This is a genomic window from Mycobacteriales bacterium (assembly GCA_036497565.1).
GTDB lineage: Bacteria > Actinomycetota > Actinomycetes > Mycobacteriales > QHCD01 > DASXJE01.
This window is the reverse complement of sequence record DASXJE010000307.1, coordinates 18506-32680: the sequence shown is the minus strand read 5'-3', so window position 1 is coordinate 32680 and position 14175 is coordinate 18506. Positions and strand designations below refer to the sequence as shown.

Below are 14175 nucleotides of genomic sequence, written 5' to 3'. Positions count from 1 at the left end.
CCCCACCTACCCATGATCAAGAGGGGATTTCGGCACGAAACGCCGTACGAATCCCCTCTTGATCATGGGACAAGGCGGAGAGGTGGGGCGGTTACGGCGTCGGGGCGTCGTCGGCGAGCGCGACGTTGCGGGTCCGGTTGGGGTCGACCGGGATCCCCGGGCCCATCGTGGTCGCGAAGGTGACCTTGCGGAGGAACCGGCCCTTGGCCGAGGACGGCTTGGCCCGCAGGATCTCATCGAGCGCGGCGGCGTAGTTCTCGGCCAGCGACTTGGCGTCGAAACTCGCCTTGCCGATGACCAGGTGCAGGTTGGACTGCTTGTCCACCCGGAAGTTGATCTTGCCGCCCTTGATGTCGGACACGGCCTTGGTGACGTCCTGGGTCACGGTGCCGGTCTTCGGGTTGGGCATGAGCCCGCGCGGCCCGAGGATCCGGGCGACCCGGCCGACCTTCGCCATCTGGTCGGGGGTGGCGATCGCGGCGTCGAAGTCGAGGTAACCGCCCTGGACCCGCTCCACCAGGTCGTCGGAACCGACGACGTCGGCGCCGGCGGCCTCGGCCTCTTCGGCCTTGGCGCCGGTGGCGAAGACGATCACGCGCGCGGTCTTCCCGGTGCCGTGCGGCAGGTTGACGGTGCCGCGGACCATCTGGTCGGCCTTGCGGGGGTCGACACCCAGCCGCATCGCGACCTCGACGGTCGGGTCGTACTTCGTCGTCGCCGTCTCCTTGGCGAGGTTCGCCGCCTCGAGCGGCGAGTAGACCCGCTCCGGGTCGATGTGCTCGGCTGCCTTGCGGTAGGCCTTACTGCGCTTCATGTGCTCCTCCTGCGGTAGGTGTGGTGCGTCGGGCCGGAGCCGGCCCTCCCACGTAATTCAGTGCTACGTCGAACCTCAAGCGTCAGCCCTGGACGGTGATTCCCATCGACCGGGCGGTGCCGGCGATGATCTTCTCCGCGGCCTCGATGTCGTTGGCGTTGAGGTCGTCCATCTTGGTGCCCGCGATCTCGCGGACCTGCGCGCGGGTGACGGTCGCGACCTTCGTCTTGTGCGGCTCGCCGCTGCCCTTGTCGACGCCGGCGGCCTTCAGCAGCAGCCGGGCGGCGGGCGGGGTCTTGGTGATGAAGGTGAACGACCGGTCCTCATAGACCGAGATCTCGACCGGCACGACGTTGCCGCGCTGGGCCTCGGTCGCGGCGTTGTAGGCCTTGCAGAACTCCATGATGTTCACGCCGTGCTGACCGAGGGCCGGGCCGACCGGCGGTGCCGGCGTGGCTGCGCCGGCCTGGATCTGCAACTTGATGATCGCGGTGAGCTTCTTCTTGGGGGGCATGTCGACTTCCTGTGCGGCTTAGATGGACTGAGTGGATGGGCGGTGGCGGATCCTGCTAGATCTTCGACACCTGACTGAACGACAACTCGACCGGAGTCTCCCGGCCGAAGATCGAGACCAGCGCCTTGAGCTTCTGGTGCTCGGCGTTGATCTCGCTGATCGTCGCCGGCAGGGTCGCGAACGGGCCGTCCATCACGGTGACCGATTCGCCCACCTCGTAGTCGACGACCTGGGCCGGGGCCTTCGCTCCCCCGGTCTTCTCGGGCTCGGCGGCCGGCGCGAGGATCTTGACCACCTCGTCGACGCTGAGCGGCGACGGACGGGAGGTCGCGCCGACGAATCCGGTCACCCCCGGGGTGTTGCGTACGGCGCCCCACGACTCGTCGTTGAGCTCCATCCGGACCAGGATGTAGCCGGGGAAGACCTTGCGCTGCACCTGCTGGCGCTTGCCGTTCTTGACCTCGGTGACCTCCTCGGTGGGCACCTCGATCTGGAAGATGAAGTCCTCCATGTCCAGCGAGGAGATCCGGTTCTCCAGGTTGGTCTTCACCTTGTTCTCATAGCCGGCGTAGGAGTGCACGACGTACCAGTCGCCGAGGGCGGTGGTGAGGGCCGCGCGCAGCTCGGCAGCCGGGTCGACGGGAGCCTCCGGCTCCGTGACCTCGGGCTCCGGCTCGGCCTGGGCCTCCGGCTCCGCCGGCGCCTCGGCCTGGGCCTCCGGCTCGGCCGGCGGCTCGGCCTGGACAGGCGTGGGCTCGGGAGCCGTCTCGGGCTCCGGCAGCACCTCGCCGCCCTGATCGGCGGCCTGCTCGGCCGCGCCGGCGGCGACCTGCGCCTCGGCCGACTCGTCCCGAGGCGCCGACTCCTGCGTAGGGCTCGGAGCTGGGCCGGTCTCGAACTCGGACACGCGGTGACTCACTTCCAGAAGACGGGTATGGCGGGCGGCATCATCATGACGGTCGTCGGGGGCGGACTCAGCCGAACGCCCACAAGACGATCTTGGCGAAGCCGATGTCCAGCCCGGCCACGATGGCGATCATGATCGAGACGAAAACGATCACCACGATCGTGTAGGTGATCAACTCCTTGCGGGACGGGTAGATGACCTTCGCCATCTCGGCGACGACCTCGCGCAGAAACCGCGCGATCCGCCCGATCGGTCCTCCGCCGCGGGCAGGCCCGCGCGAGGACGCAGGCGCGTCCGGCCGGGTCTGGGTCACGGCTTCCTCTCTATCCCGCTCGGTGGCGATACGTCGGACGACTCGTCAGGCTGACCCGAGACGATTCGCCAGGCGCAGGGGCGACAGGACTCGAACCTGCAACAACCGGTTTTGGAGACCGGGACTCTGCCAATTGAGCTACGCCCCTTCGGCGCGTCTCGTCGCCTCGACGACCCGGCACGCCACCGGGACGCCGCCGACGCTGGCACCTGCGGGCCACGAACCGGCACAGCACAGGACACGGGTCGACACACCCCGGCGCTGCGAGTGTACGCAGGCGGCCCCGCTCACTCCAACCTCGCCGCCTCAATCGCACTGCCCGGGCTCGTGCCAATTGCCCGGTCCGACTCTGCGACGATGTCAGCATGGCAGCCCAGACCTCCGCGCCGCCCCGTTCCCGCATTTCCGCCCGAATCGCCGGGATCAGCGAATCGGCCACCCTGGCCGTCGACGCCAAGGCCAAGGCCTTGAAGGCCGCCGGCCGACCGGTCATCGGCTTCGGCGCCGGCGAGCCGGACTTCCCCACCCCGGACGCGATCGTCGCCGCGGCCGTCGACGCCTGCCGGAACACCCGCTTCCACCGCTACACCCCGGCCGGCGGCCTGCCCGAGCTCAAGTCGGCGATCGCGACCAAGACGCAGCGCGACTCCGGCTACACCGTCGAGGCCGGCCAGGTGATGGTCACCAACGGCGGGAAGCAGGCGCTCTACGAGGCCTTCGCGACCCTGCTCGACCCGGGGGACGAGGTGCTGCTTCCCGCGCCGTACTGGACGACCTATCCGGAGTCGATCCGGCTGGCCGGGGGGCTGCCGGTGGTGATCCCCACCGACGAGCACGCGGGCTACCTCGCCACCGTCGAGCAGCTCGAGGCGGCCCGTACGCCACGCACCAAGGTCCTGCTCTTCTGCTCCCCGTCCAACCCGACCGGCGCCGTCTATCCGCCGGAGCAGGTCGAGGCGATCGGCCGGTGGGCCGCCGACGCGGGGATCTGGGTCGTCACCGACGAGATCTACGAGCACCTGGTCTACGGCGACGCGCGGGCGGTCTCGATGCCGACGCTCGTGCCGGAGCTGGCCGAACGCTGCGTGGTCGTCAACGGAGTCGCCAAGACCTACGCGATGACCGGCTGGCGGGTGGGCTGGCTGATCGGCCCGCAGGACGTCGTGAAGGCGGCGACCAACCTGCAGTCGCACGCGACGTCCAACGTCGCCAACGTCTCTCAGGCGGCAGCCCTGGCCGCGGTGAGTGGCGACCTGTCGGCGGTGGCGATGATGCGGACCGCCTTCGACCGGCGCCGGCGACTGATCGTGTCGATGCTCCGTGAGATTCCCGGTGTGCAGTGTCCGGAGCCGGACGGCGCGTTCTACGTCTACCCGTCGGTCGAGGGACTGCTCGGCCGGCCGCTGCGCGGGCGCACCCCCGCCTCCTCCGCCGACCTGGCGGCACTGATCCTCGAGGAGGCCGAGGTGGCCGTCGTACCGGGCGAGGCGTTCGGGACGCCGGGCTATCTGCGGCTGTCCTACGCGCTCGGCGACGACGACCTCGTCGAGGGCGTCACCCGGCTGCAACGGCTGCTCGGCGAGACGGCCTGACCGCAGCGACGGGCTGATCCCGTCGCCCGCTAGGGCAGCGCACCCGCCGCACGCAGGACGCTGACCGCCGCCGGCAGCCTCGACAGCCCCCGGGCGAGGTCCCCCGGTCGCGCGATCCGCCACGCCTGAGCGGCGACGTAACAGCGCAGCGCGGCGTCGAAGCGGGCCGGTCCGGCGGCCGCGCGTGCGGTGAGCAGGGCCGCCGAACCCTTGAGGTACGTCGTCGTGAAGTAGCCGCTCTCGTCGTCGCCCCAGCTGGCCAGCGTGGCTCCGACCGCGCCCGGATCGTGCAGGTCGGCGGTGCTGGTGCGCCCGTCGACGAGTTCCTCGGCGTAGGTGGCGAACGCCTCGTCGAGCCACGGGTCGCGGGCCTGCGAGTCGCCGACCAGGCCGTAGAACCACTGGTGGGCCAGCTCATGGGTGACCGTCTGCCGATCGGTGCCGGCCAACAGGACGACTCCCGGGTATTCGATCCCGCCGCCGCTCGCCGGGAGACTGACCGCCGCGAGCGTGGGGTACGGAAACGGCCCGAACCGCCCGGCGAGCCCCTGCACGGACGTGCGGACCTGCGCGGCCAACGCCGGCAACGCCGCCGGGTCCGGCCCGGCCACGGTCACCCGGGTCGACCCGATCCGGACGACGCGGGTGGCGAACCGGCCGACCGCAATCGCGACGTCGCGGGCCGTGGTCGAACGCGCATGCCACCGGCGCAGCCCCGCACCGGCCGGCGTGGGCGGGCCGGCCCCGCCGGTGGCGAGGACGGTGGCACCGGTCGGGGCGATCACGGTCACGTCGTAGACGGCGGCTTCGCTGGTCGCGCTCTCCCCCAGGAACCGCGCCATCGGCTCCCGGTGCCAGCCGACGCCGTACTGCCAGGACAACAGCGGCGCCCCGCTCCCCCACCAGGCGACGCCGTCGGCCCGACCGAACCGTTCGAAGCTCGCACTGCCGATCCGCAGCGTGAAGGTCAGGTCCGCCGAGATCGGCGTCCCGGCCGGCACCACCCGGCCCAGTGGTACGTCGAGCAGCCCGCCCGGACTGCCCGGCGCCGCACCGTCGGACTCGATCGTGAAGTGGGCGGGACGGCCGTGCAGCCGGACGCCGGTCACGGTCTGCGACGTGCCCCGGTCGAAGGACGTGATGGTGTTGGCGGTGAGCCGGAAGACCAGCCGGCGGACCGGGAGGTCGGGGGTGAAGACGACATGCTCGGTGCCGACGACCGAGGCCAGGCCGGGAGCGACGGTGAACCGCAGCCCGATCCGCGGCCGGCGCGGGTCGGGCGGCAGGTAGTGGGCCGGACAACCGGTGGCCGCCGCGCGCGCCGTGGGCCGGGGCGAGGGACGGGGCGACGGTGAGCGGGTAGGCGTCGGGGAAGGAGTCGGCGTCGGAGAGGCGGCCCCTGACGACGCCGATGACGACCGGACCGACGGCGCGGCCTGCTGTGCCCGCCCGGCGGTGGCCGTCGTACACCCGGCGACCGCGACGCACCCGGCGACCGTCGCGGCGAGCATCACGCCCGCGGCGCGCCGCACGGCGGCTCAGCCGAGCCGGACCACCGCGCGGGCCTGTGCGAGCACCTTCTCCGCACCGCTGCGCGCGGTCAGCGTCACGACCACCTGATCGGCGTCGCGCTTGTCGGTGACCACACCGCTGACGGTAAGCCGACCGCCGCCCTCATCGGGCACGACGACCGGTCTGGTGAAGCGCACCCCGTATTCCACGACCGCCCCGGGGTCGCCGACCCAGTCGGTGACCACGCGCACGGCCTCGGCCATCGTGAGCATCCCGTGCGCGATGACATCGGGCAGCCCGACCGAGGTGGCGAACCGCTCGTTCCAGTGGATCGGGTTGAAGTCACCAGAGGCGCCGGCGTACTGGATCAGGGTGAGCCGCTCGAGTGCGAAGGTCTGCTCGGGCAGCTCGGTCCCGACCTCGACCTCGTCGTAGCGGACGGCGCTGCCCATCAGTCGGCCGTGCCGCGGGCTACCAGGGTGGAGTAGGCGGTCACGACGTGCTCGTCGTCGACCGACACCACCGCCTTGCTGGTGAGGATGTCGTTGCCGCGCGCGGACCTGATGTTCTCGATGGTCATGGTGGTCACCAGCTGGTCACCGGCGCGGACCGGCCGGGAGTAGACGAACCGCTGCTCGCCGTGCACCACCCGGGAGTAGTCCAGGCCCAGCGCGGGGTCGTCGATGATCTGCCGGGAGGCGGCGAAGGTGACGATCACGGGGAAGGTCGGCGGAGCGATCACGTCGGGATGCCCGAGCTTCGCCGCGGCGGCGGGGTCGCGGTAGGCAGGGTTGGGGTCACCGAGCGCGTCGGCGAACTCCCGGATCTTCTCCCGGCCCACGTCGTAGGGCGGCGTGGGCGGATAGCTCCGGCCGATGTACGCCGGATCGAGCGGCATGCGCGGTCCCGCGCGCGGTCAGCGGGTCTCGCGGTGCGCCTGGTGACGCCGGCAGTGCGAGCAGTACTTCCGCAGCTCGATCCGGTCGGGGTCGTTACGGCGGTTCTTCTTGGTGATGTAGTTGCGGTTCTTGCACTCCTGGCAAGCCAGCGTGATCTTCGGACGGACATCAGTGGCGGCCACGGCGGAATGCCCTTTCGACGACATCGGGTGAAACGGAAGCTCTCGGCTGTCCGAGGGTAACCGACGCGGACGGTGCCGTCGATGACGGTCACCCGCCCGCGGTGGTAGCGGAGGCCGGATTTGAACCGGCGACACAGCGATTATGAGCCGCTTGCTCTGCCTGACTGAGCTACTCCGCCGCGGTGCCGGGTCCTCCCGGCGGGTCGGCCCATGTGGACCACCGAGCCCCCTTAGGGAATCGAACCCTAGACCTTCTCCTTACCATGGAGACGCTCTGCCGACTGAGCTAAAGGGGCGGTGCGCAGTGAGATTACACGGCGCGGCCGGGCGGGGTGAAACCAGATCCGACCTCAGTTGGGGATCTGCAGCCGGCGGCCGGGGAGCCCGGCCTGATCCGGCCGGGGTACCGACCGGGCCGCGAGCCAGGCGTCGAACCGGTCCGGCGCGAGGGCCCGGCTGAGCAGGTAGCCCTGCATGACGTCGCAGTCCATGCCCTCGAGCAGATCGCGGGACAGTTCGTCCTCCACGCCCTCGGCGACGACCCGCAGCCCGAGGCTGTGGCCGAGTTCGACGATCGCCCGGACGATCGCGAGGTCGCCGAGGTCGGTGCCCATCCCCAGAACGAAGGCCTTGTCGATCTTGACCTCGTCGACCGGAAGCCGGCGCAGGTAGGCCAGCGACGAGTAGCCGGTCCCGAAGTCGTCCACCGCCAGGCCCAGGCCGAGCGCGTGGAGGCGGTGCAGCACGGGGATGGACCGTTCCGGGTCGGCCATCACGCTGGTCTCGGTGATCTCGAAGGTCAGCAGGTCGGCGGGCACGTCGATCTCCCGCAGCAACGCGACCGCCTTGTCGGCGAACGTGGGATCGAGCAGGTTGCGGGCCGACAGGTTGACCGCGACGGCGATCCGCAGGCCCCGGTCGAGCCAGTCCCGGCACTGCCGCAGCGCCGTGGAGAGCACGTGGGTGGTCAACGGCCCGATCAGTCCGGTGCGTTCGGCGAGGGGCACGAACTCGTCCGGCTCGACCGCGCCGTAGGTGGGGTGGTCCCAGCGCAGCAGGGCCTCGACCCCGATCAGCTCGCGGTTGTTCAGCAGGACCTTCGGCTGGTAGCGCACGCTGACCTCGTCGGTGGCCAGGGCGGTCCGCAGGTCGGTGACGAGCTGCAGGCGATACAGGCTGCGGTGGTCCATCGAGGCGTGGTAGGTCGCGATCGGGACGTCGGTGTTCTTGGCTACCCCCATCGCGACGTCGGCTCGCTGCAGCAGCGTGGCTCCGCCGCCGGCATGGTCGGGCCAGGCGGCGACACCGACGGACAGCCCGATGTCGATCGTGAGGCCGGCGACGTCGACGGGTGAGTGGATCTTCGCGTGCAGAGCACGGGCCCGGTCGACCACCGTCGACAGGTCTGGCGCGCGCACCAGGACGGCGAACTCGTTCGCTCCGGTGCGCGCAGCCACCGAAGTCGCCGACACGTGATCGGCGAGCCGAGCGGCCATCGCGATCCGCAGCTGGTCACCGGCGTCGTGGCCCAGGGAGTCGCTCACGTCCCGGACCGAGTCGAGGCCGAGCAGCAGGACCCCCACGACCGAACCCGATCCACGCGTCTCGTCGACCGCGGCCTGAGTGGCCTGCGCGAAGCGCTCGCGGTTGGCCAGGCCGGTCAGCGAATCGTGGTAAGCGGTATGCCGGAGCTGGCCCACCAGTTGTTGGTTCTGCAGCGCCGCCGCCAGGTGGCTCGCCAGGTTGTCGAGCAGCCGGATGTCGTCGCGGGAGAACGCGGAGAACTTGGTACGCCGATCGGCCACCTCGACCGTGCCGTAGACCTCGTCGCCGGCCCGCAGCGCGGCGACGATCACCTCCGAGGCATGGCGCGTGCGGAGAGTCTCGGCGTCCTTGCGGGCCGGGCGCCGGCCGTGCCGGGCGGAGAGCAGTCGTGTCTTGCCGTCGGCGACGACCTGCTCGCGGATCGGGTCGTCGGTCGAGCCGGAGTCGTCGCGCACCTGCTCGCTGTCCGCGCCGATGGTGAGCACCGGTATCCGGTCGGGTCCGGCCCTTCCGGTGTCGTCGGAATCTCCGGCCGAGATGAGCTCGGCGAGGTTGTCAGGACTCTGCCCCGCCGAACCGCGCAGCCAGACCGACGCCCGGTCGGCGTTGAGTGTCTCCCGGACGTAGTCGAGCAGTTCGGCGACGACCGGTGACGTGCTGTGCACCGACTCGACCATCTTGCTGAACGCGTAGACCCGGCCGAGCCGCTCGTGCTGGGTCAGGAACCGGCCGTAGGAGCGGTATCCGAGGGCGAAGACCAACAGGACGAGGAGCAGGAGTACGACGCCCCACGGATTGACCGAGACCACCAGGAGGACGACCAGGCCCAGCGCGCTCCCGACGATCCCGAGCACCAACGCCGGGATGCAGAGCGAGGCGAGCCGCTGCAGCCCGGGCCGCTGGCCGGTGACCCGAATTGCGATCAGGACGAGTACCGCGCCGATCACGTCGGCCGTCGCGGCGCCGACGCCCACCGCGACCCAGGTCATCGGCGACCGCACACCTCCGCCGATGCCGATCGCGTAGGCGATCGCGACCGCTACCGCGACTTCGGTCGCGTCCACGCCGATGTTGAAGAGGACTTTTCCCGGGCCGGGACGGCGGATGACGAGCACGATCAGGTCGGCAAGTAGCCGAGCGACGAGCAGTCCGACCGACGGCACCACCAGCAGCCCGATTGCCAGCGGAATGTCGGCGATCGACAACACGACGGTCTGCTTGCGGACCTCGATGAACAGTTGGGTCCGCTCGGCGATCAGGAATCCGACCATCAAAAGTGCGACGGCGGTATAACTTCCAATGGTGCCGCCTAAGTGGCCCGATGAGATTGGGCCACTTACCGTCGACCAGAGAATTGCCGCGACAAGAACCGGGGTGCAGTACAGCGCCACGAGAGGCAGATCCGATCGCCGGACCCGCAATCGTCGTACTGCGGAATTCGAGTCCTCGGACACGACTCCCCACCCATTGCCGCTCTAGCGGGCGGATCGGGCGCCCGGCTGACCGTCCAAGACTAGCCCTGCCGGGTCAATTCACGACCAGGAAAGGCAGCTCACTACGCCATCAGTTTTTAGTACCACTTGTGGCTGTTCGGAGTGACGGCGTGGGACACGGTGAGGCTGGCTGCACTGGTGGTCACGCCGGCCGGGGTGGCCGATGCACTGGTTGCAGAAACAACGCCGCCCATGCCGATCGCGACAGCAGCAACGGCTGCGGCAGTCGAAACGACGGTGCGGAGGAGAGTACTGCGAAACATGGTGACTCCTTGTTATTAGGGGGCTACTTTGAGCCACCGGAAATGATGCCTTAATTAGCGCAGAAATAAGCCGTGTCGCCAGATCGTGTGCGGCCGGAAATCTAGCGTGCGGGGTCACAATCGGACAATAGGCAGACCATCGGGCATGCCATGGACTGTTTGTCCACTCAAGGGCTCGGCGTGATGATGACTCACAGCGACGAGAAGTGTGCGCATCCTGATCGCAGGTCCCGGTCGGGTGGCGCCGTCAGGGGCAACGCGTGGGCTGCGTGCTGCGGGTGGGACGCGCCCGACGTGGTGGCAGGTGTTGGATTCGAACCAACGTAGGCTGAGCCGACGGTTTTACAGACCGTTCCCTTTGGCCACTCGGGCAACCTGCCGCGCGCCGGTCGTCCGGCAACGCCAGGGAGGATACAAGGTGAGAGGAAGTGCGCTCCATCACGTCCCACCGGAGCGCCACGAGCGACGTGAGGAGAACAGCGGATGGCAGACCCGTCCTTCGACATCGTCAGCAAGGTCGACCACCAGGAGGTCGACAACGCCGTCAACCAGGCGTCCAAGGAGCTGGCGCAGCGGTTCGACTTCCGCGGTGTCAACGCGTCGGTGACCTGGTCCGGAGAGGACGCGGTCGCGCTGCAGGCCGACACCGAGGAGCGGTTGCGTGCGGCGCTCGACGTGTTCAAGGAGAAGGTCATCAAGCGGGGGATCTCGCTGAAGGCGGTCGACGCCGGCGAGCCGCAGCAGTCCGGTAAGACCTTCCGGCTGACCGCAAAGATCCGGCAGGGCATCGACTCCGACCAGGCCAAGAAGATCGCCAAGCGGATCCGGGACGAGGGCCCCAAGGGCGTGCAGGCCCAGATCCAGGGCGACCAGCTACGGGTCTCGGGGAAGAAGAAGGACCAACTCCAGTCGGTCATCGCGATGCTGAAGTCCGCCGACATCGACGTACCCCTGCAGTTCACCAACTACCGGTGAGTCGGGGCGGAACGGGCCCTTCCCGGACAGCGCACGCATAGCGATGTCCGACCTTCCCGAGCGGTTAGGTATGGAATACTCGGGGCATGCTCGTGACAGACGCCTACCGCCCATCACTCGCCGATTTGGCGGCCACCGTCTCCGGTGACGCCACGGTCGGCGGGGTCTCCGCCCACGCATCGATCCGCCCTCCCGCCTGGGCGGAGCTGGCCCATCCGGAGAGCGGCGACATCGCCATCGCGCCTCCGGAGACGGGGTCGGGCTGGTGGGCCGGGGCGCCCAGCGCGCTGCTGCACGACGGTGACATCTACCTCGCCTACCGGCTCCGCCGTCCGGTCGGCGCGGGGCGCGGTTACGCCAACGTGGTGGCGCGTTCGCACGACGGAGTGAACTTCGAGACCGTCGCCGTGATCGACAAGGACCGCTTCGGCGCCGAATCACTCGAGCGGCCGGCGCTGACCGTGACCGAGGACGGCACCTGGCGGCTCTACGTCAGCTGCGCCACCCCGGGAACGAAGCACTGGCGGGTGGACCTGATCGAGGCGGACAGCCCGGAGGGCCTCGCCGACGGGACGACGCGCACGGTGCTCCCCGGCAGCGCGGACCTCGCCGTGAAGGACACGGTAATCGTCCACCAGGACGGTCTGTGGCACTTGTGGGCTTCCTGCCACCCGTTGACCGATCGCGCGCACACTGACCGCATGACCACCGAATACGCCACCAGCCCGGACGGTGTCCGGTGGACGTGGCAGGGGACGGCCCTCGCCGGCCGGCCCGGTCGCTGGGACGCCCGTGGCGTCCGGGTGGCGTCGGTGGTGCTCGACGGGCCCCAGCCGGTCGCCTTCTACGACGGTCGGGCCACGGCCGAGGAGAACTGGGAGGAGCGCACCGGCATCGCGATCGGCACCGCGACTCCGGGGGTCTTCGAGGCGTTCGGTGACACACCGGTCGCGCAGTCGCCATTCGGTTCCGGCGGACTGCGCTACGTCAGCATCGTCGCCCTGCCGGACGGCGATCGCCGGCTGTATTACGAGATGTCACGGGCGGACGGGAGCCACGAGCTCCGAACGATGCTGCAGCCCGCGGCCTGAGACCTCCCCGGTCCTGATCCACGAGGAGTCGTCGTGGCGCTGCCAGACTTCTTCGTCGCCGGTGTCCCCAAAGCGGGCACCACCGCCTTGCACGTCGCGCTCGCCGGTCACCCGGACATCTTCATGTCCCGGGTCAAGGAGCCGAAGCACTTCCTGACCGACGGTCCTCCCCCGCAGCGGGGCGGGCCCGGGGATGCCCGGACGTTCCGCCAGCGCGTCTGGCGGCGCGAGGACTACGAAGCGCTCTTCGACGACGCGCCGTCGCATGCGCTGCGGGGCGAATCGACGCCCTTCTACCTCTACCTTCCGCAGGCGCAGGAGCGCATCCGCCAGACCGTCCCGGATGCGCGCCTGATCGTGCTGCTCCGCGACCCGGTCGACCGGGCGCACTCCAACTGGAGCCACCTGTGGTCGGCCGGTCTCGAGCCGGAGCAGGACTTCGTGCGGGCCTGCCGACTCGAGGATCAGCGGGCCGCCGCCGGCTGGGCGCTGTTCTGGCGCTACCTCGACCTCGGCAGGTACGGCGAGCAGCTCGAGGCCCTCTACTCACGCTTCCCCCGCGAGCAGGTGCTGCCGGTGCGCTACCGCGAGCTGCGCGACTCGCCGACCGCCGTACTCGACCGGATCTGCACCTTCCTCGGCGTCGACCCGGGCCGGATCGCGACGATCCCCACGGAGAACGTCACCACGCAGGCCAGCAACTCCCACCGCAACCGGGCGATCTCCGCACTGCTGCGGACCGGGTCGACGGTCGAGCACCGGCTGCCGGCGCGCTGGTGGCCCCGGGTCGACGCGTTCCTGTCCGGGCACCTGCAGCGGGAGCAGCGGCCGCGCCAGCCGCTGACCTACGAACAGCGGGCGGCGCTGATCCCGCACTTCGCCGACGACGTACTCCGGTTGGAGCAGCTCACCGGCGAGTCGTTCGCGGCCTGGCGGGATCCGGGGCGGCCGCCGGTGCGGGCCGCGCTGCCGCGCTCGGCCCGGATCGGCACGGCCGCGGGCAGCATCGACCGGCCCATTCCGGACACGCCTCCCGTGTAGCCTCGGTCACCGCGCCGGTCGAACGTGCCATCCGGGCACCGGCCGCGAGCGAAGGAGCGGCCGGTGAAGGGCATCATCCTGGCGGGCGGGTCCGGGACGCGGCTGCACCCGATCACCCGCGCGGTGGGCAAGGCGCTGCTGCCCGTCTACGACAAGCCGCTGGTCTACTACCCGCTCTCGGTGCTGATGATCGCCGGCATCCGCGACATCCTGATCATCACGACCCCCGCCGACCTCCCCGCGTTCCAGCGGCTGCTGGGCGACGGGAGCGAACTCGGCCTGACGCTGTCCTACGCCACCCAGGCCGAGCCGCGCGGGATCGCCGACGCGTTCCTGGTCGGGGCGGAGTTCGTCGGCAGCGACCAGGTCACGCTGGTGCTCGGGGACAACATCTTCTACGGCAGCGGGCTCGGCGGGCTCCTGTGGAGCGAAGCGGCCGCCGTCGACGGCGCGACGCTGTTCGGCTACCGCATCGCCGATCCCGAGCGCTTCGGCGTCGCCGAGGCCGGCCCGGACGGGCGGCTGCTCTCGATCGAGGAGAAGCCGACCCACCCGCGGTCCGACGTCGCCATCACCGGTCTCTACATGTACGACAGCGACGTCGTCGACATGGCCCGTGACCTCAAGCCGTCCGACCGCGGCGAGCTGGAGATCACCGACATCAACAACCGCTACGTGCGACAGGGCAACGCGCGCCTGGTCACCCTCGGCCGCGGTACGGCGTGGCTCGACACCGGCACTCACGACAGCCTGCTGGAGGCGGGTCAGTTCGTGCAGGTGCTCGAGCACCGGCAGGGTGTGCGGATCGCCTGCCTCGAGGAGATCGCGCTGCGGATGGGCTACATCGACGCAGACAGCGCCTATGCCCTCGGTCGGGCGCTCGCGAAGTCGGCGTACGGCGAATACGTCATGCAGCTGGCTGAGCAGGCCGGCGCGCACCCCGCGCCGTAACCCACTGCGGCCCGATGATTCGGGTGGACGACTCGGGGGTGGGCGCCGAGGTCACGCGCCGGCCGACACTTTCTCGTACGCCG

Annotated in this window: 15 protein-coding genes and 4 tRNA genes; 5 read left to right on the top strand and 14 right to left on the bottom strand. The window is 70.1% G+C overall.

The genetic code is table 11. The annotated features are described in order from the left end of the window. Positions 1–91 precede the first annotated feature (91 nt). The 5 genes from rplA to VGH85_23735 form a co-directional block, all read right to left on the bottom strand. Positions 92–814: a 50S ribosomal protein L1 gene (rplA, locus tag VGH85_23755; GenBank protein ID HEY2176835.1), complete on the bottom strand. Its 723-nt coding sequence runs from the start codon at positions 812–814 to the stop codon at positions 92–94. Positions 815–896: 82 nt separating this feature from the next. Then, positions 897–1328 (bottom strand): 50S ribosomal protein L11, encoded by a 432-nt coding sequence (rplK, locus tag VGH85_23750; protein HEY2176834.1) that lies wholly within the window; start codon positions 1326–1328, stop codon positions 897–899. A gap of 55 nt (positions 1329–1383) precedes the next feature. Next, entirely contained in the window at positions 1384–2235 is an 852-nt protein-coding gene (gene nusG, locus VGH85_23745; GenBank protein ID HEY2176833.1) for a transcription termination/antitermination protein NusG, read from the bottom strand. 67 nt (positions 2236–2302) lie between these two features. Then, entirely contained in the window at positions 2303–2548 is a 246-nt protein-coding gene (gene secE / locus VGH85_23740) for a preprotein translocase subunit SecE (protein HEY2176832.1), read from the bottom strand. A gap of 75 nt (positions 2549–2623) precedes the next feature. Further along, positions 2624–2696 (bottom strand) — tRNA-Trp (locus VGH85_23735). 217 nt (positions 2697–2913) lie between these two features. On the opposite strand from VGH85_23735, the gene VGH85_23730 reads away from it, so the two are divergent. Continuing rightward, entirely contained in the window at positions 2914–4140 is a 1227-nt protein-coding gene (locus VGH85_23730; protein ID HEY2176831.1) for a pyridoxal phosphate-dependent aminotransferase, read from the top strand. A gap of 29 nt (positions 4141–4169) precedes the next feature. Here VGH85_23730 and VGH85_23725 read toward each other — a convergent pair whose 3' ends face one another. The 9 genes from VGH85_23725 to VGH85_23685 all read right to left on the bottom strand — a co-directional run bounded on the left by VGH85_23725 (position 4170) and on the right by VGH85_23685 (position 10414). Further along, positions 4170–5672 carry a M1 family aminopeptidase gene (locus VGH85_23725; GenBank protein HEY2176830.1) on the bottom strand — a complete coding sequence of 501 codons (1503 nt, stop codon included), beginning with the start codon at positions 5670–5672 and terminating at the stop codon, positions 4170–4172. Between the two features lie 6 nt (positions 5673–5678). After that, positions 5679–6104 carry a MaoC family dehydratase gene (locus VGH85_23720; GenBank protein HEY2176829.1) on the bottom strand — a complete coding sequence of 142 codons (426 nt, stop codon included), beginning with the start codon at positions 6102–6104 and terminating at the stop codon, positions 5679–5681. Next, a complete protein-coding gene (locus VGH85_23715; GenBank protein ID HEY2176828.1) occupies positions 6104–6550 on the bottom strand; it encodes a MaoC family dehydratase N-terminal domain-containing protein in 447 nt (148 codons plus the stop codon). Before VGH85_23715 ends, VGH85_23720 begins: the two co-directional genes overlap by 1 nt. A gap of 18 nt (positions 6551–6568) precedes the next feature. Next, on the bottom strand, positions 6569–6757 hold the full coding sequence (gene rpmG, locus VGH85_23710) for a 50S ribosomal protein L33 (GenBank protein HEY2176827.1): 189 nt from the start codon (positions 6755–6757) through the stop codon (positions 6569–6571). 78 nt (positions 6758–6835) lie between these two features. Further along, positions 6836–6912: transfer RNA gene (locus VGH85_23705), tRNA-Met, on the bottom strand. A gap of 44 nt (positions 6913–6956) precedes the next feature. Continuing rightward, positions 6957–7029: transfer RNA gene (locus tag VGH85_23700), tRNA-Thr, on the bottom strand. A 54-nt stretch (positions 7030–7083) separates the two neighbouring features. Beyond that, on the bottom strand, positions 7084–9549 hold the full coding sequence (locus tag VGH85_23695) for a bifunctional diguanylate cyclase/phosphodiesterase (protein HEY2176826.1): 2466 nt from the start codon (positions 9547–9549) through the stop codon (positions 7084–7086). A gap of 299 nt (positions 9550–9848) precedes the next feature. Continuing rightward, positions 9849–10034: a hypothetical protein gene (locus VGH85_23690; protein HEY2176825.1), complete on the bottom strand. Its 186-nt coding sequence runs from the start codon at positions 10032–10034 to the stop codon at positions 9849–9851. Between the two features lie 295 nt (positions 10035–10329). After that, a tRNA-Tyr gene (locus VGH85_23685) sits at positions 10330–10414 on the bottom strand. Between the two features lie 103 nt (positions 10415–10517). On the opposite strand from VGH85_23685, the gene VGH85_23680 reads away from it, so the two are divergent. From VGH85_23680 to rfbA, 4 genes are all read left to right on the top strand, one after another. Next, on the top strand, positions 10518–11009 hold the full coding sequence (locus VGH85_23680; GenBank protein HEY2176824.1) for a YajQ family cyclic di-GMP-binding protein: 492 nt from the start codon (positions 10518–10520) through the stop codon (positions 11007–11009). Between the two features lie 86 nt (positions 11010–11095). Further along, on the top strand, positions 11096–12100 hold the full coding sequence (locus tag VGH85_23675) for a hypothetical protein (protein ID HEY2176823.1): 1005 nt from the start codon (positions 11096–11098) through the stop codon (positions 12098–12100). A 33-nt stretch (positions 12101–12133) separates the two neighbouring features. Continuing rightward, on the top strand, positions 12134–13141 hold the full coding sequence (locus VGH85_23670) for a sulfotransferase (protein HEY2176822.1): 1008 nt from the start codon (positions 12134–12136) through the stop codon (positions 13139–13141). A gap of 63 nt (positions 13142–13204) precedes the next feature. Beyond that, positions 13205–14092: a glucose-1-phosphate thymidylyltransferase RfbA gene (gene rfbA / locus VGH85_23665; GenBank protein HEY2176821.1), complete on the top strand. Its 888-nt coding sequence runs from the start codon at positions 13205–13207 to the stop codon at positions 14090–14092. Positions 14093–14175 lie beyond the last annotated feature (83 nt).